The organism is Mesorhizobium sp. BR1-1-4 (assembly GCF_020165375.1).
In the GTDB taxonomy this organism is placed as follows: domain Bacteria; phylum Pseudomonadota; class Alphaproteobacteria; order Rhizobiales; family Rhizobiaceae; genus Mesorhizobium; species Mesorhizobium australicum.
Genome location: NZ_JAIUIB010000006.1, coordinates 352,418 through 377,122 on the forward strand (window position 1 = coordinate 352,418; position 24,705 = coordinate 377,122).

The following is a 24,705-nucleotide window of genomic DNA, read 5'->3' on the forward strand; positions in this document are numbered from 1 at the left end:
GGCTGCGAAACGGATTCGACTGTCAGCCCAAGGGAAGAGCACTTTGACCATCACCGTGTACGGCATCACCAATTGCGACACGATCAAGAAGGCGCGCGTCTGGCTGGAGAACCATGACCTTCCCTATCGTTTCCACGACTATCGGGCAGAAGGGATCGAGGCGGGCAAGCTGAATGGCTGGGTCGGCAAGGTCGGTTGGGAAAAGCTGCTTAACAAGGGCAGCACGACGTTTCGCGAACTGCCGGAGGCGGACAAGCAAGGCCTCGACGAGAAGAAGGCGAAAGCGCTCATGCTGGCCAAGCCGACAATGATCAAGCGGCCGGTCTTGGAGATCGGCGATCGGGTGGTGGTTGGCTTCAAGCCGGAGGTTTATGAGCAGACGGTGGGGAAGTAGGCGGAAGCGTCGCGACGTCCGATCTCCACCCTCGTGGGGGAGATGTCCGGCAGGACAGAGGGGGGCGCTGTCCCGCCTGCTTGCGAAGGTCCGAGCGCCTCAACCCGCGCTCAAATACTCCGCCAGCGCCACCGCATTATTGTGCGCCTCATCATGCGCGCCGTAGAGCAGCGTTACCTTGCCCTCGCCAAGCAAGCCGCGCAGCTGCGCAACCGCCTCACCATTCCCGTCGAGCTCAGCCCCGTACCGCTTCCGAAATTCCGCCCAACGTGCCGGCTCGTGCCCGAACCACTTCCGCAGGTCGTCGCTCGGCGCGATCTCCTTCAGCCACAGTGCCAGCGCGGCATGCTCCCTGCTGACGCCGCGCGGCCAGATGCGGTCAACCAACACCCGCTGCCCGTCATCGGCAGCGGGCGGTTCGTAAATCCGCTTGACCATCAGGTCGAAAGCCATTCGACCTCCCTACGCCGAACCCCTCAGGCCCACTCGCCCTTGCGCATCACCGGCACGCGGCTGCCATCCTTGGCGACGCCGTCAATGTCGATCTTGTCCGACCCGATCATCCAGTCGATATGGATGAAGCTCTTGTTGCCGCCGCGCGCCGCGATTTCGTCAGGGCTGAGCGAGGCGCCGTCGACGAAGCATTTCGAATAGCATTGGCCGAGCGCGATGTGGCAGGCGGCGTTTTCGTCGAACAGTGTGTTGAAGAACAACAGGCCGCTGGCCGAGATCGGCGAGGAATGCGGCACCAGCGCCACTTCGCCCAGACGACGCGCGCCCTCGTCGGTGTCGAGCACCTTCTTCAGGACGTCCTCACCTTTCGACGCCTTGGCCTCGACGATCCTGCCGCCCTCGAAGCGCACCGAGATGTCGTCGATCAGCGTGCCTTGGTAGGACAGCGGCTTGGTCGAGGAGACATGGCCCTCGACGCGCCGCGCATGCGGAGTTGTGAAAACTTCCTCGGTCGGGATGTTGGGATTGCAGGTGATGCCGTTCTTGGCGGTCGAGGCGCCGCCCATCCACTCATGGCCATCCGCCAGCCCGACCGTCAGGTCGGTGCCCGGTCCAGCGAAATGCAGGGCATGGAAATCATGGCTGTTGAGCCATTCGGTGCGGCCGCGCAGCGCCGCATTGTGCGCCGTCCAGTTGCCGATCGGGTCTTCCACATCCACCCGCGAGGCGGCGAAGATGGCGTCGGCGAGCTTCGCGACCGCCACATCGTCGGCATCGCCGGGGAAAACCTGCCTGGCCCAGGCCAGATCCGGATAGGCGACGATGTTCCAGTTGATGTCGAAGCCGGTGATCTTCTCCAGCGCCGGCTGGTAGGCCATCGAATTGGCCTTGTTGGCGCGCGCCACCTTCGCCGGATCCTGCGCCGACAGGAGCGACGGATCCTCGCCGCGCACGGCAAGCCGGGCTGCGTTGTTGGAGAAGGCCTTAGCCATGCCTTCGTAGAGCCAGCCGGCGGCATGGTCGAAGCCAGCATCGGCGCCGAAGCGGTAGCGCGCCAGCGTCATCTCGTCATCGTTGAAGATCGGCGTCACCAGCCCGGCACCGGCCTTGTAGGCGTGTTCGACGATGCGCCTGGTCAGCGGCAGGGCCGCGATCGACGATGTCAGCACCAGGTCCTGTCCGGGCTGCAATTGCAGCCCCACCTTGATGGCGACTTCCGCCAGCCTGTCGAGCTTCACCGGGTCGATCGTTGCGGAAACGCCGCGCGAATGTGTGGTCATGATCCTGCCTGTCGTCTTGGGATGTTCGATTGAACATAGACCGGTGCCGCGGTGCTTTCCACCGTGATCGTGCCGCTGGGCTCCGCGACCGACGATCCGAACCGCGCCATCGTCGCCGCGATCTCTTCCTTGATCCAGATCATGAAGTCCCGGACCTTGCGGCTCTCGGCCTTGGTGGCGGAGGTCACCAGCCAGTAGCCGAGGCCGCTCTGGGCGCGAATTCCGAACGGCGCCACCAGGCGCCCGTCGGCCAGCGCATCGGCCGTCAGCAATTGCCAGCCGAGCATCACGCCATGGCCGGCGATCGCCGATTCCAGGCACAGCATCGGGTCGGTGAAGCTCGCGCCTTTCTGGAAGGTAACGGGTTGAACGCCGGCGGCCGCGAACCAGCTTTCCCAGTTGATCATGGCCCGCTCGTCGGTGATGGCGCAGGTCTGGGCGAGGTCGCAGATCGACGTAAGTTTTCTGGCAATCCCGGGCGCGCAGACCGGGAAGACTTCCTGCGCCAAAAGCAGCTCCGCCTTTCCACCCGGCCATTTGCCGTCGCCAAGCCGGATGGCAATGTCGACGTCCGAGTGATCGAGATTGGCCAGCCGCACTGAAGCGTCGATACGCAGCAGCACGTTGGGATGCCGGTCGAAGTGCCGCGACAGCCGTGGCAGCAGCCATTTGGAGGCAAAGGCCGGTGCCGCCGAAACGACCAATGTGCACTGGCTGGCTTCGTCGGCCAGTGCCACGGCCTGGGCAAGCTCGCGAAATCCAGTGCCCAGGCGGGCCGCGAAGACGGCGCCGAATTCGGTCAGGACGAGGCCGCTGGTCGTGCGCTCGAACAGTGCCTGGCCGAGCTGTTTTTCGGTGCGGCTGATCTGCTGGCTGACGGCGCTGACGGAAACATTGAGTTCGCCGGCGGCGGCGGCGAGCGAGCCGAGACGGGCGACGGTTTCCACGGCGCGAAGGCCGTTGAGATGAACGCGGTTGAGCATGGCCATTTGAGATTTTCTAAACCGATCCGGCCGAAATCTCAATTGAAACGGATATCGAAACGGCAGACCTTATGGGTGGAAACAGGCCCATGGAGCCGGAAATGCTGAGCATGTTGCTGAAGGCCCTGGTCGCGGCCACTTCGCCGGATGACACGGACTGCGACTTCGATACGCTGAGTTGGCTGACCGATCCGCTTGCCCATCCCGCGCTGGGTGTAATGTCGGAGCGCGAACTCGGTGATGTGCCGTTCCGGTTGACGGCGCGCCGGACCGCGTATGAGACCGTTTCACCGAGCGCCGGTTTCGGCGATCGCTGCTGAGCGCGCGATCGCGATCAGGGCACTGGCCCAACACGAGGCGGATTGTTTCACCCGCTCGCACATCTATTGTGCACTGCAATGACTTCGCCCCAATCGACAGCGCTGCGTTACGCCTTCGCCGGCATGATCGCCATGGCCGTCGCCATGGGCATCGGCCGCTTCGTCTACACGCCGATCCTGCCTGGCATGATGGAGGAACTGCATCTGTCGCCGGCCAATGCCGGCTGGATCGCCTCGGCGAATTATCTAGGCTATCTCGTTGGCGCGTTGGCGGCGGCGGGCAGCTGGGCACATGGACGCGAGCGTTTGCTGATGCTGGGCGCCCTCGGTGCCAGCGCCGTGCTGGCCGCCTCGATGGGGCTGACCGACGCTATGGCCGCCTTCGTCGCCATTCGTTTTCTGGCCGGTCTGGCGAGCGCTTTCGTCATGGTGTTCATGGCCAGCATCGTTTTCAGCCATATCGCGGCCGCCGGGCGCGGCGACCTGCAGGCCTGGCATTTCGGCGGCGTCGGCCTCGGCATAGCGATATCGGCGGCGATGATGACGGTGCTGGTCACCGAGCATGCCGGCTGGGCGCAGGGCTGGCTGTGGTCGGGGGCGATTTCGGCTGGCGGCTTCGTCGCCGTGGCGCTGCTGGTGAACCAGGGTCCGCTCATCAATGGCGAGGTCGGCCGTGAACCGGCGCTGCCGAAAGATCGGTCGCTGATGAAGGTGATCGTCGCCTATGGCCTGTTCGGTTTTGGCTATGTGGTGACGGCGACCTTCCTCGTCGCCATCGTCCGCCAAGGCGGCGGCAGCCGCGTCTTCGAGGCCATGGTGTGGATGGTTGCCGGCCTTGCCGGTTTCCCTTCGGTCTGGCTGTGGCAGAAGATAGCGGCGCGGATCGGGCTTTATGCCGCCTATGCCTTGGGATGCTTCGTCGAAGTTGTCGGCGTTACCGCGAGCGTCGCCGCCGGCGGGCGCATGGGGCCGCTGCTTGGTGGCGTGCTGCTCGGCGGCACGTTCATTGCCATCACGGCACTTGGCCTGCAGGCCGCCCGGCAGCAGGCCCCAGCGTCGCCCCGGCGCATCTTTGCCCTGATGACCGCCTCCTTCGGGCTTGGCCAGATCATCGGCCCGATCGCGGCCGGGCTTTTGGCGCAGGCATCGGGCGATTTCTTCCTCGCCTCGATCGTCGCCGCGGCCGTCCTGGTCGTCTCCGGCGCCGTCACATGGTCGGCTGCGCCAAAATCGCCATGATTTGTGGTCTTGCTCTGCACCGGCATCGGGCAGGCATTTTCTTTCCCCCTAATGTGTGACCTTATGCCGGCTCAAACCTGCTGATTTGCGCATCGATCGAGGAATTCGCCACAGTGTTCGTATCCTTCTTCCCGCAGCCGAAGCTGTTCTTCTCTTCGGCCGCCATCTGGAGCCTTGCGGCGATCCTGTTCTGGTTTTTCGGCGGGGAGCAATTGGGGGCGGTTTTCGGCATGCCGCCTGCTGCTCCCGGAGCGCCACCCATCATCGGCATCGCCATTCTCGTATCGAAGCCATTTCTCTGGTTTTATATCTACTTCACGCTTTGCGTGGCCATCTTCTACGCGTTCTGGAGTTGGTATTCGCCGCACCCATGGCAGCGCTGGTCGATCCTGATGACGGCGGTCATCCTGTTCTTCATCTATTTCAACGTGCAGGTCAGCGTCGCCGTCAACGCGTGGTACGGCCCGTTCTTCGACTATGTACAGGGGCTGATGTCGGGGACCGGAAAGTCGACGAACGCCGAGTTCTACACCGGATTGGCCGACTTCTCATGGCTGGCCCTGGTCGGCATGAACGTGCAGGTGGTCAACGCCTTTATCGTCAGCCATTGGATCTTCCGCTGGCGCACAGCCATGAACAACTACTTTATCGAGAACTGGAGCAGGCTGCGCCATATCGAGGGCGCTTCGCAGCGCATCCAGGAAGATACGATGCGGTTCTCGCAGATCATGGAGGATCTCGGTTCCAGCTTTGTCCAGTCGATCATGACCCTGATCGCCTTCCTGCCGGTGATGATCCAGTTGCAGGCCCACATCAGCGAACTGCCGATCATCGGCGCGATCCCGCAGCCATTGGTGGTCGCGGCACTTGCCTGGTGTCTGTTCGGCACGATCTCGGTGATGATTGCCGGCATGAAGCTTCCCGGCCTGCAGTTCCGAAACCAGCGCGTCGAAGCCGCTTACCGCAAGGAGCTGGTCTATGGCGAGGATCATGCGGACAGGGCGCAACCCGCCACCACCGCCGAGCTGTTCGCCAATGTCCGGCACAATTATTTCCGGCTCTATTTCCACTACATCTATTTCAACGTCGTCCGGTACACCTACCTGCAGGCCGACAACATTTTCTCGCTGCTGATCCTGGGTCCGTCGCTGGTCGCGCACAAGATAACGTTCGGCGCGCTGAACCAGATATCGAACGCGTTCGGCAAGGTGACGGGTTCGCTGCAGTTCCTGCTTACCTCATGGTCGACCATCGTCGAGCTGCAATCGGTGCACAAACGCCTGCGCGCCTTTGAGGCGACGCTGCAAGGCGAGCCGTTGCCCGACATCGACCAGCGCTATCTGGCAAGGCAAGGGGCCGGGGATCCGGCCTAGGAATGCTCTGACGAAACGCCGGTTGGCGGCTCAGCCGCCAACCGGCGCCTGCTTCTGGCCGCCATCCTGCCGCGAGATGTAATCGCGAAAGCTGATGCACTCGACATCTGATTTGACGCAGACTTCGCCGGCAAAATGCTCCAGCGCATTCCAGTAGGCGCCGTCATTCATCAGCGTGAAGTGGAAGCCGAGTTCCAGCGGAAGGCGCTTGCCCCGATATTGCGCGTCGAAGGCGGCGCGAAACGCCTGATAGGTCCGGTCCGCGAACTCGCCGGCGTTGCTCGGCCGCTCGAAGCCGCCGGAATGGCGGACGTACAGATTGTAGTCCATGGCGATCACCGGCCGTGATTTCGGCCCTTCGGGAATCTGCGGCAGGGAAAAGCGGGTGACGCCGCCAACGGTCGGCGGCAGGGCAGGACCCATTGAAACGCCGCTGGCGTCGAACCGATAACCGGCTGTCGGGAGTGCCTCGTAAAGCGCTTTGCCAGTCGACAGATACGGCGCCCGGAAACCCGCCACCGCATGCCGCGCGAATTCCCGCCAGCCCTCGGGTTCGGGCGCAATGCCGTTGATCGCATAGGCGTTCTCAAAAATGTGCTCGAAAGAGGCGAACTCTTTCAGCCAGTCTGCCTTGCTCCAGTCCTTGCCGTCGAAATGACCGCAAGCGTGGCTGGCAATGTCGTGACCCTCATGGGCGGCGAGGCCGATCTGTTCCAGCCGCTCGGCCACGTCCTGCCTGGAGGCGGCAAAGCCGATGTTGGATTTGCCCGCCGTCTTGCCAGGCGCGGTGTATTGGCCGCGTGTCTCGGGCGACAGCAGGAAGACGCAGGACAGGAAATAGGTGAAATGCGCGCCGGTGCGCTGGGCCAGCGCCCGGCTGCGCTTCCACTGCGAGATGTCGCGCGCGCTGTCGAAGGAGATGATCACGATCTGCTTCGGCCTTGCCGGTGCTGGTGGCGCGGGCGGATCGGCCAGGGCCACGCCGGCGGTGGCGAGTGAGGCAAGCGAGAACAAAACAACGCGGGACAAACAAGGCATCGGCAAATTCACGGGCTCCGGGTGGTCGGCAAGCCGGCTATCGCGCAAATGTGGCGCCGGTGCGATTGGGTTTTCGTGGGTTTGCCCCCGGGGACAAACATTGGTTTGCCCGGGGGACAAACAGTTGTTTGCCGGGGACAAACATTTGTTTGCCCCGGGAATAGCCGATTTTCCGGCCGAACCCCTTCCATGCCGACAAAATTTCGCTAAAACGCGGGCTCATGAACCGCCCCGGCCCGGGGCAGGAATGGTTTGATTGATGTCCGACGACAGTTTTATTCGCGAAGTCAATGATGAGATGCGCCGCGAGCAGGCGCAGAAGCTGTGGGACCGTTTTGGCCCGGCCTTGCTTGTCATTGCGGTGCTTGTGGTGCTCGGCACCGCGGCCTTCGTCGGCTATCGCTATTGGGACGAGACGCGCGCCAATCGCTCCGGCGATGCCTTCTCGCAGGCGCTGAAGCTCGCCAATGACGGTAAGAACGATGACGCGCTGGCCGCGCTCGATCAGCTGGAAAAGGATGGCTACGGCGCCTATCCGCTGCTCGCTCGCATGCGTGCCGCGACGGTCAAGGCCAACAAGGGCGACGTCGATGCCGCCGTCAAGGACTTCGACGATGTCGCCGCCGACACCGCCATTCCCCAGGGCCTGCGCGACATGGCGCGGCTGAGGGCGGCGTTCCTGCTCGTCGATCATGGCTCCTTCGCCGACGTGTCGAGCCGCGTCGAGGCGCTGACGTCGGACACCAACACGCTGCGCCACAGCGCGCGCGAGGCGCTTGGCCTTGCCGCCTGGAAGGAAGGCAAGACCCAGGATGCGCTGAAGCTGTTCGATCAGATCGCCGCCGATGATGGCGCCCCGCGCAACACGCGCGAGCGGGCGACCTTGATGTCCGAGCTGATCCGCGGGTCGGGCAGTGCATCGTGACCCCTTGCCCAAGGCGCGCAGCGGTTTGGCACCACGACATGCGTGGAAGATGTAGGGTCGGATGACATTCAAAGTCGCCATCATCGGCAGACCTAACGTCGGCAAGTCGACGCTTTTCAATCGGCTGGTGGGAAGAAAGCTGGCGCTCGTCGACGACACGCCGGGCGTGACCCGTGACCGCCGCGTCCACGCCGCCAAGCTTTACGATCTGCATTTCGATGTCATCGATACCGCGGGCTTCGAGGACGCCGGCGCTTCGACCTTGCCAGGCCGCATGCGCGCGCAGACCGAAATCGCCATCCGCGAGGCGGATCTGATCTTTTTCACCATCGACGCCAAGTCCGGCCTGCTGCCGGATGACAGGACCTTTGCCGAGATCGTGCGAAAATCCGGCAAGCCGGTCGTGCTGGTCGCCAACAAGGCCGAGGCGAAGGGCGCCCAGGGCGGCATGCTGGAGGCCTGGGAACTTGGCCTGGGCGAACCGATCCCGGTTTCTGCCGAGCACGGCCAGGGCATGCCCGAACTGCGCGACGCCGTGATCGAAGCGCTCGGCGAGGGGCGCGCCTTCGGTGAAGACGAGGATACAGACGACGAAGAGGCCGCCGCCAGCGAGGTGCTGATCGGCGAGGACATCGCCGATCCGGACGCCGAGCCATCCTATGACGATACCAAGCCGATGCGCATCGCCGTCGTCGGCCGGCCGAACGCCGGCAAATCGACCTTGATCAACGCGCTGATCGGCGAGGAGCGGCTGCTGACCGGACCGGAAGCCGGCATCACCCGCGATTCCATTTCGGTCGACTGGGACTGGCGCGGCCGCCGCATCAAACTGTTCGACACCGCCGGCATGCGCCGCAAGGCCAGGATCCACGAAAAGCTGGAAGTGATGTCGGTGCAGGATGGCCTGCGCGCCATCCGTTTCGCCGAGATCGTCATCATCGTACTCGACGCCACCATTCCCTTCGAGAAGCAGGACCTGCAGATCGCCGATCTGATCATCCGCGAGGGCCGGGCACCGGTGATTGCCTTCAACAAATGGGACCTGATCGACAACCCGCAGGAACTGTTGGCCGAACTGCGCGAGAAGACCGAGCGGCTGTTGCCGCAGGCGCGCGGCATCCAGGCCGTGCCGGTCTCGGCCGAGACCGGACGCGGCCTGGACAAGCTGATGGATGCGGTGTTGAGAACGCACAAGGTCTGGAACAGCCGTGTTTCGACCGGCAAGCTCAACCGCTGGCTTGAAGCCATCCTGACGCATCACCCGCCGCCCGCCGTCGCCGGACGCCGGCTGAAGGTCAAATACGTCACCCAGGCCAAGACCCGGCCGCCGGGCTTCGTGGTCCAGTGTTCACGGCCGGACGCGATGCCGCAAAGCTATGTCCGTTATCTCTCCAACAGCCTGCGCGAAGCCTTCGACATGCCGGGCGTGCCGATCCGCATCGCGCTGCGCACTTCGGACAATCCGTTCGCCGGCCGCGCGAAGAAGCGTTAACCATAGGGGCGGCGACCCCCTCCGCCGACAGCTGCGGCTAAGCGACTTTCAGCAGGTTCTCTTTCATTTCGGCGCCCTCGGGCAACGCTTCGAACGCCGATTGCAGCAGGATGCCGGCCAGCCGCGCCGCGACCGGATCGAGCTCGGCGTCCTTCTGATGCAGATGCAGCGCCATCTTCGGCAGCGGCGGCAGTCCTAGCATTCCGGGCGCGAGCGCCCGGACATTCGCGGGCAGGCCGATATCGGTGCGGATCGTCAGCCCGAGGCCCGCCGCCACCGCAGCCCATATGCCGCCAAGGCTGGGGCTGGAGAACGCCATCCGCCAGGGCCGCCCGGCACGATCCAGCGTCTCGGTCGCCACGGTGCGCAGCAGGCAAGGCGCCTCGAACACGACCAGCTGCAGCGCCTCGCCATCGTGGGGGCCCGCCTCCATCGGTTTCGACGGGCCGATCCAGCGCGCCTGCACGTCGGCGACATGCCGGCTATACGGCAGCGTCGTACCATCATGCCAGGCGAGCGCAATGTCGAGGTTGCCGGAGAGGACACGCTCGGCCAATTCGTGGCTACGTCCAATCCGTGCTTCGATCCGAACCTTAGGGTGGGCGCGAGCGAAGCGACCGAGCACTTCCGGCAACACGGCCTCGCCGAAATCCTCCTGCAGGCCGAGCCGCACCCAGCCCTCCAGTTCGATGTCGCGGATTGCCAGGGCGGCCTCGTCATTGAGCTCGATCAGGCGCCGCGCATAGCCGAGCATCGTCTCGCCGGCTTCGGTCAGTGACAGGCCGCGCCCCGCTTTGCGGAAGATCGGCGTATCGGCCTGCTCTTCCAGTTTCTTCAGCTGCGCGCTGACGGCGGAGGTCGAGCGGCCAAGCCGCTCAGCTGCCCTCGCAAAACTTCCCAGGTCCATGCCGGTGACGAAAGTCCTCAGCACGTCGAGATCGAAGGTGACGCGGCGCATAAGATCATCCCTATTTTCAGGATTATTGATCAAAATATTCCTGATTTTATGGATGAAGCTATGGCGCTATATGCCTCCCGTCAAGGCCGCTCGGCCGGCGTCACGGGAATGGAATCATGTCTGCCACCGTCATTCGCAACGATTGCCAGCTATCCGGGCGAGGCATCGCCGCGGCCGGCCGGACCTTCGGCCCCAACCACCGCTGGAAGGTTCTTGGCATCGGGGTTGCCGCGAATGCCGGTTTCTCGGCCACTTTCTCCGGCATACCGGCAACGGCGGTCGTGCTTCGCCAGGGCTATCATTTGAGCAATGCCGAGCTTGGCCTGGCCCTCGGTCTTCTTGGACTGGGGGTTGCGCTCAGTGAGCTGCCATGGGGCCTGCTCACCGACCGCTGGGGGGATCGCCGCGTGCTTCTGATCGGCCTCGGTGCAACGGCGGCCTGGCTGCTTGCGATGGCGATGCTCGTCGTGCCGACAAGCTCAAGCATTCCCGATGTCACGTTGCTGGCGGCAAGCCTGCTCGTCACGGGATTGCTCGGCGGCAGTGTCAATGGCTCGAGCGGCCGCGCAATCATGGCCTGGTTCCGGCAGAATGAGCGTGGTTTTGCCATGAGCATCCGGCAGACGGCGGTGCCGCTTGGTGGCGGCCTTGGCGCGCTCGTCCTGCCTTCGCTTGCCCTGGCTTTCGGTTTCGCCGCGGTGTTCGGGCTTCTGGCGGCGGCATCCGCTCTCTCCGCCCTGTTCGCCTGGCGTTGGCTGCACGAACCGCCGATGGCGGGCGACGCCGTCTCATCTGATGTGGCCGGACCGGCACCGTTGCGCAACATCGAGGTCTGGCGCATCTCGACCGCCATCGGCCTGCTCTGCTTTCCGCAGGTGGCGGTCCTCACTTTCGCATCGGTGTTCCTGCACGACTTTGCCGGGCTTGGCACGACGGCGATCAGCGCCAGCCTCGCCGCTGTACAGGTCGGCGCCATGGTCATGCGCGTCTGGAGCGGCCGCTTTACCGACCGCCACGGCAACCGCCGTCAATTTCTTCGCTTGTGCAGTGCGCTGAGCGCGCTGGCCTTCGTGGTGCTCTGGTTGCTGGTTCTGGCCGCTCCCGCAACGCCTTGCAGCCAACCTTTCCTGATCGCTGTCCTGCCCCTGGTGCTTGTCGTTGCCGGCATCTCGGTCTCCGCCTGGCACGGCGTTGCCTATACCGAGCTTGCCACGCTTGCCGGTGCAGGCCATGTCGGAACCGCACTCAGCCTTGCCAACAGCTTTGTCTTCGTCGGCTTCTTCCTGGTTCCGGTGGCCATTCCAGGGCTGCTGCACCTCTGGTCATGGCCCGGCGTGTGGCTGTCGGCAGCCGCCTGCGCCCTGGTCGCCTGGCCGATCTTCCTGCGGCGGACCTGAGCCTCCCGCCGCAAAATCGCCCGACTTCGAACCCACGACCTCTAGCCGACCGAGAAAACCTGACCGACCTCGTTAACGTCCCATCAAGGTTAATGCATCATTTTGCTCTCCAGTGGGGTCAGTTGCGTTCCTGGAGAGAGTTCCGTGCATCGACGTGTCTTGAAGCGGCTGATGGCCGTCGCCGGTGAGAAACGCAGCCTTGTGTCTCCGTTCATCATTGGTCTCGGTATCTGGATCGGCTTTCCGACCGTCGCTGCCTACCAAGACATGACCAGCCTCGTTTCCGGCCTTGAATCGCCGACCACGCGCTGGAATTCCTATGTCGAGAAATCCGTCGCCGGTTCGGTCCACGCCGCCGAGATGCCGTTCGTCGATTCCGACGTCACCAGCTCGATCTCGGGTTCCGGTGTTCGCCTTCCCGGTGTCGGCGCCGTCTCGTTTCGCGGCAAGGGCGGCAAGGTCAGCGGGTCGCCCGACGAGGATCGCGTCGTGCGCGCCGACAAGAAGGGCCGCATCGTCCAGGTCTCTCCCGTGGCGCCACCGAAGAACTTCAATGCCGGCTCGATCTTCCAGCGGACCTCCTCGCTGATGCGGCCGAGCATGGACGGCGATCTGAAAATGGCCTTCGCCAAGCCGCGGATCAAAGGCAAGGAAATCCAGATCGCCGCGGCATTCCATGCGCGTGAGGACAAGAAGCCGGATCCCGGCGTGCCGGCCATGCTTGCGGCCCTGGTCAACAACGACCATCCCGATGTGCTGGCGACCGCCTATGCGCAATCCGCGCCGGACTATGCCAAGGCCTCGCCCTTTGAAGCCCTGCTTCAGGATGAAGAGCCCAACAGCGGCCGCTTCATTCCGCCGATGGCCAAGGGCGACCATTCATGGATCCAGAATCCGCTTCCGGCGAGCGTCTTCTCCGAGCCGGAGCAGAAGTGCCTGGCCAACGGCATCTATTTCGAGGCCCGCGGCGAAGCAGTGCGCGGTCAGGCCGCCGTTGCCCAGGTGATCCTCAACCGGGTCCGCAATCCCGCCTATCCCAATTCGATCTGCGGCGTCGTCTACCAGAACGACAGCTGGTTCAACCGCTGCCAGTTCTCCTTCGCCTGCGACGGCAGGAAGAAGCGCATCGACAATCCGGTCGCCTACAAGACCGCTCAGGATGTCGGCATGGCCGTCACCGCTGGCAAGATCTTCATTCCGGAAGTGGGATCGTCGACCCACTACTATGCCAATTACGTCCATCCCGGCTGGGCCCGCACGATGCAGAAGATGACCAAGATCGGCCTGCATATATTCTACCGGACCTATGGTGGTGGCTGGAGCTGAACGTTCCGCCGCCCGCCCGTCTTTTCGCGCGTTCGCACGGTCGATCGGAGAGCCATTGTCGCGGGGATTCGCGCGGCGCATTCCGCCGATCGCAAAGGGCACGATGTCGCACCTTTCTAATTATTTGATTTTATTAGCTAAAATAGACAGCGCGGAACTTCCCTCCGTGGCTTGACGGGCGCAAACCCTCTAACTATGTTGCCGGCGACTTTAGAAGCGGACGGACGGTGACGGTCTGCCCGGGCAGGGGGGTTGCGATGGCCGAGAAAAACAGGCCAGACGGAACCGGAGAAACCGGCCGCGGCAAGCAGCATGACCCCGAAATCCGCGACGACGATCTTGAGCGACGTCGGCGTGAACTTGGAGCATCGCTTGCGACAAGGCTGCCGAACCGGCTCGAGGGGAAAGACGACGCGAAACCAGTGACCGGATACGGTCAGGCGATCAAACTATCCAGCGAGTTTATCGCCGGGGTGGTGGTAGGCGCCGGCATCGGCTGGATCATCGACCGTATGGCGGGGACATCGCCGTGGGGCCTGATCGTTTTCCTGCTGCTTGGCTTTGGCGCCGGCGTGCTCAATGTCATGCGTTCAGCTGGCGTTGTGGCGGAATTCGGACAAGGTGCGAAGCCGCGCCGCGACCTGGACGACAGCAAATGACCGCCTTTCAGGCGGCATTTGGAAATAGCCGCCTACCATGCGGCAATGGTAATTTAGCCGTACGCGGCATTGACGGGGTTTGAACGTGGCAGCTGACAAGGTCGATCCGATCCACCAGTTCCATATCATCAAGCTGGTTCCGATCGAGATCGGCGGCTATGATCTGTCCTTCACCAATTCCGCGCTGTTCATGGTCGCGACCGTGGTCATTGCCGCGGCCTTCCTGTTCCTGACGACGTCGAGCCGCAGCCTGGTCCCCGGCCGGCTGCAGTCGGTCTCCGAAATGGCCTATGAGTTCGTCGGCAACATGCTGCGCGATGCCGCCGGCACGCAGGGCATGAAATTCTTCCCCTTCGTGTTCTCGCTGTTCATGTTCGTACTGGTCGCCAATCTGCTCGGCCTGTTCCCGTATTTCTTCACCATCACCAGCCACATCATCGTCACCTTCGGTTTGGCCATCATGGTGATTGGCACCGTGATCGTCTATGGATTCATGAAGCATGGCCTTGGCTTCCTGAAGCTGTTCGTGCCGAAGGGCGTGCCCCTCCTGATGATGGTGCTTGTCGTTCCGATCGAGGTGATTTCCTTCGTGTCGCGCCCGGTCAGCCTCTCGGTTCGTCTGTTCGCAAACATGCTCGCCGGCCACATCACGCTGAAGGTTTTTTCGGGATTTGTGGTCAGTCTCAGTGCGCTGGGTGCGCTCGGCATTGCGGGATCGATCCTGCCGCTGGCCATGGCGGTGGCGTTGACGGCGCTCGAATTGCTGGTGGCGCTGTTGCAGGCCTATGTCTTTGCGGTGCTGACCTGCATGTATCTCAACGACGCCCTCCATCCTTCGCACTAATCAGGTTTCCGGCACGACGCCGGATGGAATAGCAACGGAATTTTCAGATCCAAAGGAGTTGAACAAATGGACGCAGAAGCAGCAAAGTACATCGGCGCCGGCATCGCTTGCCTGGGCATGGGTGGCGCGGGCATTGGCCTGGGCAACATCTTCGGCAGCTACCTCTCGGGCGCGCTGCGCAATCCGTCGGCCGCCGACGGCCAGTTCGGCCGCCTGATTTTCGGCTTCGCCGTGACCGAAGCTCTGGGCATCTTCTCGCTTCTCATTGCGCTGCTGGCCCTGTTCGGCTGAGTACTGGGAAGATTGGACAGGCCGGCCGCGCAAGCGGCGGGCCTGATATCTGGGGATAGTCCATGTTCGTGACATCTGCCTTCGCGCAAGAGTCCGCGCCATCAGCCGACACCAGCCACGCTGCGACCGGAGGCGACACGCATTCCGGCACCAGCGTGCCTGCCGAAACGCACGGCACGTTTCCGCCATTCAATCCGGAGACGTTTCCGTCGCAGCTTCTGTGGCTGGCGATCACGTTCGGGCTGTTCTACCTGTTCCTGAAGCGGGTCGTGATGCCGCGCGTCGGCGGCATCATCGATGTCCGCAACGACCGCATCAGCCAGGATCTCGACCAGGCGGCCAAGTTGAAGGGCGAGGCCGACGCCGCCGTTGCCGCTTACGAGCAGGAACTGGCGGAAGCCAAGAAGAACGCGAACTCGATCGGCCAGCAGGCCAGCGATGCGGCGAAGGCGGAAGCCGACACCGCGCGCAAGAAGATCGAGGCCGCGCTCGATGAGAAGCTTGGCGAGGCCGAGGCACGCATTTCTTCCATCAAGGCCAATGCCATGAAGGAAGTCGGCAGCATCGCCGAGGATACCGCTTCGGCGATCGTCGAGGCACTCGTTGGCGGCAAGGCCAGCAAGGCCGAGATCGCGGCCGCGGTCAAATCCGTGGCCCGGTGAGGAGCGCATCATGGACGCTACATCTCTCGCAACGCTCTGGGCCACGATTGCCCTGATCATCTTCCTGGCCATCGCCATCTACATCAAGGTGCCCGGCATGATCGCCAAGGCGCTCGACGCCCGCGCCGCCAGGATCAGCAGTGAGCTCGACGAGGCCCGCAAGCTGCGCGACGAAGCCCAGCAACTGCTCGGCCAATACAAGAAGAAGCGCAAGGAAGCCGAGCAGGAGGCCGCCGACATTGTAGCGGCCGCCAAGCGTGAGGCCGAACTGCTGGCTGCCGACGCCCACAAGAAGACCGAGGACTACGTTGCCAGGCGCACCGCGCTTGCCGAGCAGAAGATCGGCCAAGCCGAGCGTGACGCGGTTGCCGAAGTGCGCGCCAGCGCCGTCGATATAGCCGTCGAGGCGGCACGCGCATTGCTCGCCGCCAAGGTTGACGCCAAGGCCGGAGCCGACCTGTTCAGGTCCGCGCTGCAGGATGTGAAGGCCAAGCTGAACTGAGCGTTCTTCAGTCGCTGACACGAAGCCGCCCGGGCAACCTGGCGGCTTTTTTGTTTGGGAGAAAGCGGCGCGTCAAAGCGGCCAATCTCCGCCCTCGTGGGGAAGATGGAATTGCCACTGCCGTCGCCCTACTCCAGCCCGGCCAAGCTCTCTTCCTCAACCACTTCAGTCCCGCCCAGCCGGAACGGCGCAAACGAGGTGCGATGCAGCCGAGCCACTGGCCCATGCGCCTCGATCGCCGTGCGGTGCCGGACCGTGGCGTAGCCCATATGCACTTCGAAGCCGTAGCGGCCGTGATGATTGCCGCAGCCGCGCATCATGCGGTCGCGCATGACCTTGGCGACGATCGAGGCTGCGGCGATCGATTGGGAGCGCTGGTCGCCCTTGATCAGCGCGCGCCCCTCGCAGGGCAATCCCGGCGGCACGTCGCGCCCATCCGCGAGCGCGAGCTTAGCCTGCACCGGCAGCCCGACCAGTGCGCGGCGCATCGCTTCGAGGCTCGCCTTGAGGATGTTGGTGCCATCGATGCCCTCGGCGCTGATCGACGCCATCGATACGCCGAGAGCGGAGCCGATGATGTGCAGGAACAGCGCTTCGCGCTGCAGGTGGCTAAGCCGCTTGGAATCGTCGAGACCCTCGGGAATATTGGCGGGGTCGAGCACCACTGCCGCCGCGACCACGGGACCCGCGAGCGGGCCGCGACCGGCTTCGTCCATCCCCGCGACCGGCCACAAACCATCGGCCATCGCCTTCGTCTCGAAGGAGAAATCGGGTTTCTCGACGATTTCGAAGAGAGGCGGAGAATCAGAACGCGCGCGAGCCATGTTGCGGCGAGGTTCGCATCGGCTCCGATTCTCCGCAAGTCCCTCCGGGTCGGGTGGGGCGCCGGACCGGGAGGGCACCGTCTGCAGGCCGGGGCAGGCCGGACGGGATTTCTTTGCCACGGCGGCAATGAACAGCCGAGGCGATTTTCGGTTCAGAGCAGCATCAACTGCTCCTGGTCCTTGCCGGCAGCGACGAACTGGTCGGTCCGCAGTGTACGCCGCTCGGCATTGAGGCCGAGCCGCTTGGCGGTGATTTCGAAGCGCCGGCCGATCTGCCAGGCATAGGGCCCGGCGCCCTTCATGCGCTTGCCCCATTCCGAATCGTAGTCCTTGCCGTCGCGCATCGAACGGACCAGCGACATGACGTGGCGGTAGCGGTCGGGATAGTGGCGCAGCAGCCAATCCTTGAAGATCGGGCTGACCTCCAGCGGCAGGCGCAGCACCACATAGCCGGCTTCGCGCGCCCCGGCATGGTGCGCCGAGTCGAGGATGCGTTCCATCTCCTGGTCGGTCAGGCCCGGAATGATCGGCGCCACCATCACCGAAGCGGGGATACCGGCATCCGAAAGCTGCCTGATCGCCTCCAGCCGCTTGGTCGGCGTCGATGCCCGAGGTTCCATCGTCCTGGCCAGCATGCGGTCAAGCGTCGTCACCGACAGCGCCACCTTGGCCAAGCCCCGCTCCGCCATGCGCGACAGAATGTCGATGTCGCGCACGACCAGGGCTGACTTGGTGACGATGCCGACCGGGTGGCCGCGCGCCTCCAGCACTTCGAGGATTTCGCGCATGATCCGGTACTGCTTCTCGATCGGCTGGTAGGGATCGGTGTTGGTGCCGATGGCGATGGTGCGCGGCTGGTAGCCATCCTTTGACAATTCCTTGTCGAGCAGGCGTGCCGCGTCGGGCTTGGCGAACAGCTTGGATTCGAAGTCCAGGCCCGGCGACAGGCCCATGAACGAGTGTGTCGGCCGCGCGAAGCAATAGACGCAACCGTGCTCGCAGCCGCGATAGGGATTGATCGACCGGTCGAAGGAGATGTCGGGCGATTCGTTGCGGGTGATGATGGTGCGCGGCTTTTCCACCTGCACCTCGGTCTTAAAGGGAGGAAGTTCCTCCAGCGAACTCCAGCCGTCGTCGAAGACATGCCGGCTGACAGGTTCGAACCGGCCGGACGGATTGATGCCTGCCGACCGGCCGCGGTTGCGGTCCGGACGGACCCGCATGCCGCTCTGCTCGATCATTGCATTGGCCATTTCGGCTCGTCCTGCTCCGAAGGCTGCAATGTCGGCTCGCATGATCGGTTCCATCTTCGCCCGCTCCCATGGACTGTCCATGTTGTGTCGAATCGCTCTGTTCATGAAATTATTCCTATTTTATCGATGAGAACAAATCAAGAACTTTCTATGGTGCGCTGCAAAAACTGGCGCCGACCAACGCTTTCCGCTATTCGGCTAATCATGCTCAGTGTTCTGATTGAAACGCACAATGACGAGGAGGGGCTCGCCCGTACGCTGGCGACGCTGATTGGCGGCGCGGTCGAGGGCGTGGTGCGTGAGGTTGTCGTCTGCGACACGGGCTCCAGTGACCAGACCCATCGCGTCGCCGAGCATGCCGGCTGCCACTATGTGGGGAGCGGGGGCATCGCCGCCGGCATCCGCCAGGCCAAGGGTGACTGGCTGCTGTTTCTCGAACCGGGTGCGAGGCTGGTGGAGGGCTGGATCGACGCCGTCGTCGCCCATACGGCCAGGCAGACAATAGCGGCCCGGTTCTCGCGGGCGCGGGGCAGCCGTCCACCGTTCCTGGCCCGGGTCTTTTCGGCAAACCGCGCGCTCGCCGACGGACTGGTGATCAGCAAGCGACAGGCGGCATCGCTGTCCAAGAATGCCGGCAGCGCCGAGGCCTTAGCGCGCGGGCTGGCGACCAGACGGCTCGACGCCGAAATCTGGCCAGCGCAGCCGAAGCAGCAGCACCGCTCTGGGGGGTGATTTTTGCAACGGCTCTGCGTGGCGTTGCTTACGACGCCGATTTGCCGCGCCGCAGATGTTCGTCCAGGCGCGGCATGATCTCGACGAAGTTACAGGGCATGTGCCGGTAATCGAGCTGTGGCTCGAGGATGCCGTCCCAGGCGTCCTTGCAGGCGCCGGGCGATCCCGGCAGCACGAAGACGAAGGTGGCGTTGACGACACCGCCGGTCGCCCGGCTCTGGATAGTCGAGGTGCCGATCTTGTCATAGGAAATGCGGTGGAACACTTCCGAAAATCCGTCCATGCGCTTTTCGAAGATCGGCTCCAGCGCCTCGGGCGTCACATCGCGTCCGGTAAAACCGGTACCGCCAGTGGTGATCACGACGTCGATGGCCTTGTCCCGCGACCACGCCAGAACGGCGTCGCGGATTTTTTCGCGGTCGTCGGTGACGATATCGCGGGCGGCCAGGATGTGGCCGGCCTTGGTAATGCGATCGGCCAGTGTCTGGCCAGATTTGTCGTCGGCCAGGCTGCGTGTGTCGGAAACAGTCAGCACCGCGATGCGCACCGGAATGAAGGCACGGCTCTCGTCAATTCTGGCCATCTCGCCCAGCCTCCGACGCCATGCTGCGCGTTGCCGCGACGAACCAGTCGGGCTGGCGGTCGCGGATCTCGGCCGCCGCGCGCTTGGCGACATTGCCGGTCTCGAACAGGCCGAAGCACGTCGCGCCCGATCCGGACATTCGTGAAAAGCCCGATCCGGCCTTATCAAGCCATGAAAGCGCCCTGCCTATGGCGGGCTGCATCGCAAGGGCTGGCCGCTCAAGATCGTTGCGGGTGATTTCCAGCCAGTTGCGCAGGCTGTGAAAATCGATGCTGCGCGGCAGCGGCGGCAGCGGCTCATTATCGCGACGGGAGAGTGCGGCGAAGATTTCCGTCGTCGAGACCGGCACGCCCGGGTTGACCAGCACGAGACCCAGTGCTGAAAAATCCGGCACCATCGACAGTTCCTCACCGATGCCGCGCGCGACCAGCGGCTTTGCCGCCAGGCACATCGGCACATCGGCGCCAAGCGAAAGACCGATCCGCGCCAGTTCGGCGCTATCGAGCTCCAGCCCCCAGCTCTCGGTCAGCCCGCGCAGCACGGCCGCCGCGTCGCTCGACCCTCCGCCCACGCCGGATGCGACCGGAAGGTTCTTTTCGAGCCTGATGCTTACCGGCGGCGTGCTCCGAACGCCGGCGGCCTGCCGCAGGGCGTCGCGGCCCTTCAGCACAAGATTGCCGCCATCGAGCGGTACGTCCGCCGCATAGCGGCCGGACACGCTGAACTCATCGGCGTCGGCCGGCGCGATCTCGATCCTGTCGCCAAAGCGCGTGAACACAGCCAGGCTTTCGATGAGATGATAGCCGTCGGCGCGCCTGCCGGTGACGTGCAAAGCTAGGTTTATCTTGGCGGGTGCGGCCCATGTCCGGACACGCTGACCCGATTCCGCAGTCTCGATTGCGAGTGAAATGAGGGTCAGTCCTTGGCCAGCCGGTATTCGCCGGTCTGCGGATCCTTGACCAGCGTTCCCATCGCGCCGTTGGCCGCCTGTTTTTCGGTGCGCCGCACCTTGGCCGTCACGCGTTCAGCCTCGCGCACGAAGGTGCGGTAACCGAAATAGGCGGCGACGCCGACGACGGCGAAAAAAATGAGCTGCGGCATGTCAAACTCCTACCACGCTGGGCCGGTAAGACCGGCCGGTCGGGTCTTTCGGGCAACCATGCTAGACGCTTTCATGGCTTTTTCAAAGCCCGAAGCGCGCCCACGATGCGCGCTCTTCCGCCGCATTGATGACGCCGCTGGCGGCAGCCGCCGCGATATCGGGCGCCGAAAAGCCCTTGCTCGAGCCGAACAGGCCAAAGCGGCCGAACAAACCGCGCGGCGCCGCCACCAGCCTGAGCTGGGTCTTCGGCCCGAAGCGGGTCTTCAGCACCGTGCGCATGTCGCCCAGCGCATCGACGAGGCCGAGCTCCAGGCCTCGCTTGCCGGTCCAGAAAAGCCCGGTGAACAGGTCCGGATCGTCCGCCAGCTTCGTACCGCGGCGCTCCTTGACCAGATCGATGAAGGTCTCGTGCACTTCGAGCTGCAGCACCTTGAGCCGCTCGACGTCTTCCTTCTTCTCGGGCTTGAACGGATCGAGCACCGCCTTGTTCTGGCCGGCGGTGTGGACACGGCGCTCGACGCCGATCTTCTTCATCAGTTCCGGGAAACCGAACGAGGCCGACACCACGCCGATCGAGCCGACGATGGAGGAGGGATCGGCGAAGATCTCATCGCCGGCGACCGCGATCATGTAGCCGCCGGACGCCGCGACATCCTCGACGAAGACCAGAACCTTTTTATTCTTCTCGACCGCAAGGTCGCGGATGCGCTTGAAGATCAGCCGTGACTGCACCGGCGAGCCGCCCGGCGAATTGATCGAGATCGCGACCGCCGGCGCCTCGAAGGAAAACGCCTTTTCGATCAGTCCGGCGGTGGAAGCAAGCGACAGGCTCGGCCGGAACTGGCCTCCGCCGGCCATGATGGTGCCGTGCAGTCGGATGACCGGAACGGTGACGACGGAGGAGCGCCAGGACTTCGGCAGCAGGCGGTTGAAAAGACGTTTCACGATGGCGTGGTCTCCGGCGATGGGTTGCAGGCATGTAGGGATTTCCCGGCCAACGGCAATGTGTAGGCCGCCAACAGCTCAGTCTCCGAACAGCGAGGCGAGCCCGTTGGTGATCATTTCGCTGCGCTCGTCGGGGCCGTTGCCCGATCGCGCGTGAAGCATCAGGGGCGGACGGATGGCGAGCTTTCCTCGTGCCCCAAGTGCCGCCCGCACGATAATGCGGATTGCGGCCGCGTCCGGGCGAGGGTGCACGGCGAGCATCTCGGCTTCGCCGAAGCGGCCTGAAATCGCGTCGAGAATGGCGCCGAGCTGCTCGGGCCGGGCGATGACGGCAAGTCCGCCGCGCGGCCTGACAACCGCCGCCGCACTGCGGATCCAGCTTTCGAACAGCCCGTCCTCCATGACGTGCGCTTCCTTTCTTAGCGGCTCGGGTGTGGCGCGGTCCCGTGCGGCGTTGAAAGGCGGGTTCATGATGACGAAGTCGAAATCATTGTCGGCAAGGCCGGTGGCGGCCCGGGCGCGGCCCGACACGGTGACATCGGCGACGAGCACGGCAGCGCGATCGCTGAGGTGCGCGTTGCCCGGATGGGCAAGCGTGGCTGCCGCGAAGGCCGCCATCTCAGGCGCGCGTTCGACCAGCACAGCCTGGGCACCCGGACAGCGCGACAGCACCGCAAGACCGGCAGCACCGGCGCCGGCCCCGAAATCGGCGAGCCGTCCGCCAAACGAGGACGGTACGGATGCGGCCAGCATCATTGCATCCATCCCGGCGCGATGGCCGCCATGCTTGGGCTGCACGAGCCAGAACCGGCCGCGGTGGAACGCGTCGACCGTGTGGGCCGGCGTATCCGGGACAAGGGCGGCTGGCGCGGCCGACATTATTTCCCCCGGATCTCGTTGGCGATGCCGGCATCGGTCAGGATGCGGCGCGCGGCGTCGGCCTGGTCGGCATCGACCATGACGCGTCGCGGCAGGATACCAAGCGAGCCGTCGAGCACGCTCATGTTCTGGTCGGCGACGAAGCAGCCGATCCCGGCATCGCGCATCAGCGATTCGACAAAGGAGATGATGACGGCGTCGTTGGTGCGGATGAGCTCTATCATCGCAAGAAACTCGCAGGTTGCGGCGTGCATGTAAACGTGCGGCCGCATTCCCGCATTTCCCGGCGTTGACACGCTGTCGCCGCCGCCGCGCCAATTCGCCACTTGCCGTGGCCGTGCCAGCGGCCCTAGAGTCTTGTCGGGACTAAGGGTGCCGTCGCACGCGTTATACCAAGACGGGAGTGATTGTCGTGGGTGTCGTTCTCAACATCGAAAACGGGAAGCGGGAGCCCGCCTCCATCAAGGATCTCATCGATCTGACTGCTGCCGATATGGGACGTGTCAACGAGCTGATCCTGTCCAAGGCCGGCTCCGACGTCGAGATGATCCCCGAGGTCGCCAATCACCTGATCTCGTCCGGCGGCAAGCGGCTCAGGCCAATGCTGACGCTGGCTGCGGCACAGATGTTCGGCTATGCCGGCGAGGGCCACGTCAAGCTCGCCACTTCGGTCGAATTCATGCATACGGCCACGCTTCTGCATGACGACGTGGTCGATGAAAGCGGCATGCGGCGCGGCAAGAAGACCGCCCGCATGATCTGGGGCAACCAGGCCAGCGTGCTGGTCGGCGACTTCCTGCTCGGCCAGGCCTTCCGCATGATGGTCGATGTCGGCTCGCTCGAAGCGCTCGACATCCTGTCCAGCGCAGCCTCGATTATCGCCGAGGGCGAGGTCATGCAGCTGGCCGCCGCCAAGAACCTCGAAACCACCGAGGACGAGCATTTCGCCGTCATCAAGGCCAAGACCGCCGCGCTGTTTTCGGCCGCCGCCGAGGTTGGCCCGGTCATCGCCCAGGCGACCCGCAACGACCGTGCGGCGCTGCGTTCCTACGGCATGAATCTCGGCCTTGCCTTCCAGCTGATCGATGATGCGCTGGACTATGGCGGCACCAGCAAGGATCTGGGCAAGAATGTCGGTGACGATTTCCGCGAGGGCAAGGTGACCTTGCCGGTCATCCTCGCCTACCGGCGCGGCAGCAAGGCCGAACGCACCTTCTGGAAGCGCGCCATCGAGGACAATGTCACCGACGACGCCGGGCTGGAAAAGGCGATCGGCCTGATGACCCGCCACGGCGCCATTGCCGACACGATCGGGCGCGCCCGCCATTTCGGCGAGATCGCCCGCGACGCGCTGGCGCCGCTGGAAGAGACGCCGCAGAAATCGGCGCTGATCGACGTCATCGACTTCTGCATCAGCCGCGTGAACTGAGCGCCTGACGGCTTCCTGCCGGCGGCCGTCAGTGAAAAGACGCCTGTGAATTCGCCCTGCCGTCTCGACAAGCAGCCCAGTCGCAAATTATCTATAAAACATGGCCAAGGGCACTGACGACACCATCGCGGTCCGCATCGGCAAGGTTTTGGCGGACCGCATCATCTCCGGCGCGATCGAGCCAGGGGCGAGGTTGCGGCAGGATCATGTCGCCGAGGAATTCAATACCAGCCACGTTCCCGTGCGCGAGGCCTTTCGCCGCCTCGAGGCGCAGGGCCTCGCCGTCAGTGAGCCGCGCCGTGGCGTGCGTGTCGCGGCCTTCGATCTGAGCGAGGTCAAGGAGGTCGCCGAGATGCGAGCCGCACTCGAAGTGCTGGCACTGCGCCAAGCCGCGCCGCATCTGACCTCGGCCATTCTCGACCAGGCCGAGGAGGCGACAAAAGCCGGCGACAAATCCCATGACGTCAGGTCGTGGGAAGAGGCCAATCGCGCCTTTCACCGGCTGATCCTGACGCCCTGTGGCATGCCCCGCCTGCTTGCCACCATAGACGACCTGCACGCGGCGAGCGCCCGCTTCCTGTTCGCGGCCTGGCGCTCGGAGTGGGAGACGCGCACCGACCAGGACCACCGGGCGATCCTCACCGCCTTGCGGCAGGGAAACACCGAATCGGCCGCGGCAACATTGGGACGGCATGTCCAATGGATTGGCCGCAAGCCGGTCAAGACAGCCTCCGGCGCCACGCGCGAAGCTTTCGCGATCGTGGGTTGAACGATCTTTTCCCAAGCCCAGGCTTGCTATCGCTCCAGAAATGTGGATTCGAT

General features: G+C 64.1%; 29 protein-coding genes. 16 read left to right on the plus strand and 13 right to left on the minus strand.

Going from position 1 to position 24,705, the window contains the following annotated elements; genetic code table 11:
- Positions 1-43: 43 nt before the first annotated feature.
- Positions 44-394, plus strand: a complete 351-nt coding sequence (locus tag LB571_RS15765) for an ArsC family reductase (RefSeq protein WP_224595798.1) — start codon at positions 44-46, stop codon at positions 392-394.
- 99 nt (positions 395-493) lie between these two features.
- Here LB571_RS15765 and LB571_RS15770 read toward each other — a convergent pair whose 3' ends face one another.
- From LB571_RS15770 to LB571_RS15780, 3 genes are read right to left on the minus strand one after another with little or no spacing between them, the layout of a single operon-like run.
- Positions 494-847 (minus strand): DUF488 domain-containing protein, encoded by a 354-nt coding sequence (locus LB571_RS15770; RefSeq protein WP_015318868.1) that lies wholly within the window; start codon positions 845-847, stop codon positions 494-496.
- Between the two features lie 23 nt (positions 848-870).
- Complete coding sequence (locus tag LB571_RS15775) at positions 871-2,127, minus strand: aminopeptidase (protein WP_224595801.1); 1,257 nt, start codon at positions 2,125-2,127, stop codon at positions 871-873.
- Complete coding sequence (locus LB571_RS15780) at positions 2,124-3,116, minus strand: LysR substrate-binding domain-containing protein (protein WP_140617340.1); 993 nt, start codon at positions 3,114-3,116, stop codon at positions 2,124-2,126. Before LB571_RS15780 ends, LB571_RS15775 begins: the two co-directional genes overlap by 4 nt.
- 95 nt (positions 3,117-3,211) lie before the next feature.
- Between LB571_RS15780 and LB571_RS15785 the strand changes: the two genes are divergently transcribed.
- From LB571_RS15785 to sbmA, 3 genes are all read left to right on the plus strand, one after another.
- A complete protein-coding gene (locus LB571_RS15785; protein WP_015318865.1) occupies positions 3,212-3,430 on the plus strand; it encodes a hypothetical protein in 219 nt (72 codons plus the stop codon).
- 78 nt (positions 3,431-3,508) lie between these two features.
- On the plus strand, positions 3,509-4,669 hold the full coding sequence (locus LB571_RS15790) for a YbfB/YjiJ family MFS transporter (protein ID WP_224595803.1): 1,161 nt from the start codon (positions 3,509-3,511) through the stop codon (positions 4,667-4,669).
- 113 nt (positions 4,670-4,782) lie between these two features.
- The gene (gene sbmA, locus LB571_RS15795; RefSeq protein WP_015318863.1) at positions 4,783-6,042 is read left to right on the plus strand and encodes a peptide antibiotic transporter SbmA; all 1,260 of its coding nucleotides are present in this window, start codon (positions 4,783-4,785) and stop codon (positions 6,040-6,042) included.
- Between the two features lie 30 nt (positions 6,043-6,072).
- On the opposite strand, the gene LB571_RS15800 is transcribed toward sbmA, so the two are convergent.
- A complete protein-coding gene (locus LB571_RS15800; RefSeq protein WP_224595805.1) occupies positions 6,073-7,080 on the minus strand; it encodes a polysaccharide deacetylase family protein in 1,008 nt (335 codons plus the stop codon).
- A 259-nt stretch (positions 7,081-7,339) separates the two neighbouring features.
- Between LB571_RS15800 and LB571_RS15805 the strand changes: the two genes are divergently transcribed.
- Positions 7,340-8,005 (plus strand): tetratricopeptide repeat protein, encoded by a 666-nt coding sequence (locus LB571_RS15805; protein WP_140715064.1) that lies wholly within the window; start codon positions 7,340-7,342, stop codon positions 8,003-8,005.
- A gap of 61 nt (positions 8,006-8,066) precedes the next feature.
- Entirely contained in the window at positions 8,067-9,497 is a 1,431-nt protein-coding gene (der, locus tag LB571_RS15810) for a ribosome biogenesis GTPase Der (RefSeq protein WP_224595806.1), read from the plus strand.
- Positions 9,498-9,534: 37 nt separating this feature from the next.
- Here der and LB571_RS15815 read toward each other — a convergent pair whose 3' ends face one another.
- Positions 9,535-10,455, minus strand: coding sequence for a LysR substrate-binding domain-containing protein (locus LB571_RS15815; RefSeq protein ID WP_140724721.1), 921 nt, complete (start codon positions 10,453-10,455; stop codon positions 9,535-9,537).
- A 116-nt stretch (positions 10,456-10,571) separates the two neighbouring features.
- Between LB571_RS15815 and LB571_RS15820 the strand changes: the two genes are divergently transcribed.
- The 7 genes from LB571_RS15820 to LB571_RS15850 all read left to right on the plus strand — a co-directional run bounded on the left by LB571_RS15820 (position 10,572) and on the right by LB571_RS15850 (position 16,136).
- Entirely contained in the window at positions 10,572-11,852 is a 1,281-nt protein-coding gene (locus LB571_RS15820) for an MFS transporter (protein ID WP_224582877.1), read from the plus strand.
- A gap of 144 nt (positions 11,853-11,996) precedes the next feature.
- Complete coding sequence (locus tag LB571_RS15825) at positions 11,997-13,178, plus strand: cell wall hydrolase (RefSeq protein ID WP_224595808.1); 1,182 nt, start codon at positions 11,997-11,999, stop codon at positions 13,176-13,178.
- Positions 13,179-13,435: 257 nt separating this feature from the next.
- Entirely contained in the window at positions 13,436-13,837 is a 402-nt protein-coding gene (locus LB571_RS15830; protein WP_015318857.1) for an AtpZ/AtpI family protein, read from the plus strand.
- A gap of 85 nt (positions 13,838-13,922) precedes the next feature.
- Positions 13,923-14,681, plus strand: a complete 759-nt coding sequence (locus tag LB571_RS15835; protein ID WP_015318856.1) for a F0F1 ATP synthase subunit A — start codon at positions 13,923-13,925, stop codon at positions 14,679-14,681.
- Positions 14,682-14,747: 66 nt separating this feature from the next.
- Entirely contained in the window at positions 14,748-14,972 is a 225-nt protein-coding gene (locus LB571_RS15840) for a F0F1 ATP synthase subunit C (protein WP_013896722.1), read from the plus strand.
- A 62-nt stretch (positions 14,973-15,034) separates the two neighbouring features.
- Positions 15,035-15,634: a F0F1 ATP synthase subunit B gene (locus tag LB571_RS15845; protein WP_015318855.1), complete on the plus strand. Its 600-nt coding sequence runs from the start codon at positions 15,035-15,037 to the stop codon at positions 15,632-15,634.
- A 10-nt stretch (positions 15,635-15,644) separates the two neighbouring features.
- Positions 15,645-16,136: a F0F1 ATP synthase subunit B gene (locus LB571_RS15850; RefSeq protein WP_015318854.1), complete on the plus strand. Its 492-nt coding sequence runs from the start codon at positions 15,645-15,647 to the stop codon at positions 16,134-16,136.
- Between the two features lie 128 nt (positions 16,137-16,264).
- On the opposite strand, the gene LB571_RS15855 is transcribed toward LB571_RS15850, so the two are convergent.
- Together LB571_RS15855 and LB571_RS15860 are read right to left on the minus strand one after the other, a co-directional pair.
- Positions 16,265-16,960 (minus strand): ribonuclease HII, encoded by a 696-nt coding sequence (locus LB571_RS15855; RefSeq protein ID WP_015318853.1) that lies wholly within the window; start codon positions 16,958-16,960, stop codon positions 16,265-16,267.
- Positions 16,961-17,112: 152 nt separating this feature from the next.
- A complete protein-coding gene (locus tag LB571_RS15860; RefSeq protein WP_041163509.1) occupies positions 17,113-18,267 on the minus strand; it encodes a PA0069 family radical SAM protein in 1,155 nt (384 codons plus the stop codon).
- Between the two features lie 150 nt (positions 18,268-18,417).
- On the opposite strand from LB571_RS15860, the gene LB571_RS15865 reads away from it, so the two are divergent.
- On the plus strand, positions 18,418-18,945 hold the full coding sequence (locus tag LB571_RS15865; RefSeq protein WP_015318851.1) for a glycosyltransferase: 528 nt from the start codon (positions 18,418-18,420) through the stop codon (positions 18,943-18,945).
- A 28-nt stretch (positions 18,946-18,973) separates the two neighbouring features.
- Here LB571_RS15865 and moaB read toward each other — a convergent pair whose 3' ends face one another.
- From moaB to LB571_RS15895, 6 genes are all read right to left on the minus strand, one after another.
- Entirely contained in the window at positions 18,974-19,528 is a 555-nt protein-coding gene (moaB, locus tag LB571_RS15870; protein WP_015318850.1) for a molybdenum cofactor biosynthesis protein B, read from the minus strand.
- Positions 19,515-20,438, minus strand: coding sequence for a 4-(cytidine 5'-diphospho)-2-C-methyl-D-erythritol kinase (locus tag LB571_RS15875; protein ID WP_015318849.1), 924 nt, complete (start codon positions 20,436-20,438; stop codon positions 19,515-19,517). Before LB571_RS15875 ends, moaB begins: the two co-directional genes overlap by 14 nt.
- A 5-nt stretch (positions 20,439-20,443) precedes the next feature.
- Positions 20,444-20,629: a membrane protein gene (locus tag LB571_RS15880; protein WP_015318848.1), complete on the minus strand. Its 186-nt coding sequence runs from the start codon at positions 20,627-20,629 to the stop codon at positions 20,444-20,446.
- 82 nt (positions 20,630-20,711) lie between these two features.
- Positions 20,712-21,575: a S49 family peptidase gene (locus LB571_RS15885; RefSeq protein WP_140724898.1), complete on the minus strand. Its 864-nt coding sequence runs from the start codon at positions 21,573-21,575 to the stop codon at positions 20,712-20,714.
- A 78-nt stretch (positions 21,576-21,653) separates the two neighbouring features.
- A complete protein-coding gene (locus LB571_RS15890; protein ID WP_015318846.1) occupies positions 21,654-22,454 on the minus strand; it encodes a tRNA1(Val) (adenine(37)-N6)-methyltransferase in 801 nt (266 codons plus the stop codon).
- Positions 22,454-22,678: a DUF2007 domain-containing protein gene (locus LB571_RS15895; RefSeq protein WP_015318845.1), complete on the minus strand. Its 225-nt coding sequence runs from the start codon at positions 22,676-22,678 to the stop codon at positions 22,454-22,456. Before LB571_RS15895 ends, LB571_RS15890 begins: the two co-directional genes overlap by 1 nt.
- Before the next feature lie 188 nt (positions 22,679-22,866).
- On the opposite strand from LB571_RS15895, the gene LB571_RS15900 reads away from it, so the two are divergent.
- Together LB571_RS15900 and LB571_RS15905 are read left to right on the plus strand one after the other, a co-directional pair.
- Entirely contained in the window at positions 22,867-23,883 is a 1,017-nt protein-coding gene (locus LB571_RS15900; protein ID WP_015318844.1) for a polyprenyl synthetase family protein, read from the plus strand.
- A 100-nt stretch (positions 23,884-23,983) separates the two neighbouring features.
- Complete coding sequence (locus tag LB571_RS15905) at positions 23,984-24,652, plus strand: GntR family transcriptional regulator (RefSeq protein ID WP_140788101.1); 669 nt, start codon at positions 23,984-23,986, stop codon at positions 24,650-24,652.
- Positions 24,653-24,705: the final 53 nt, after the last annotated feature.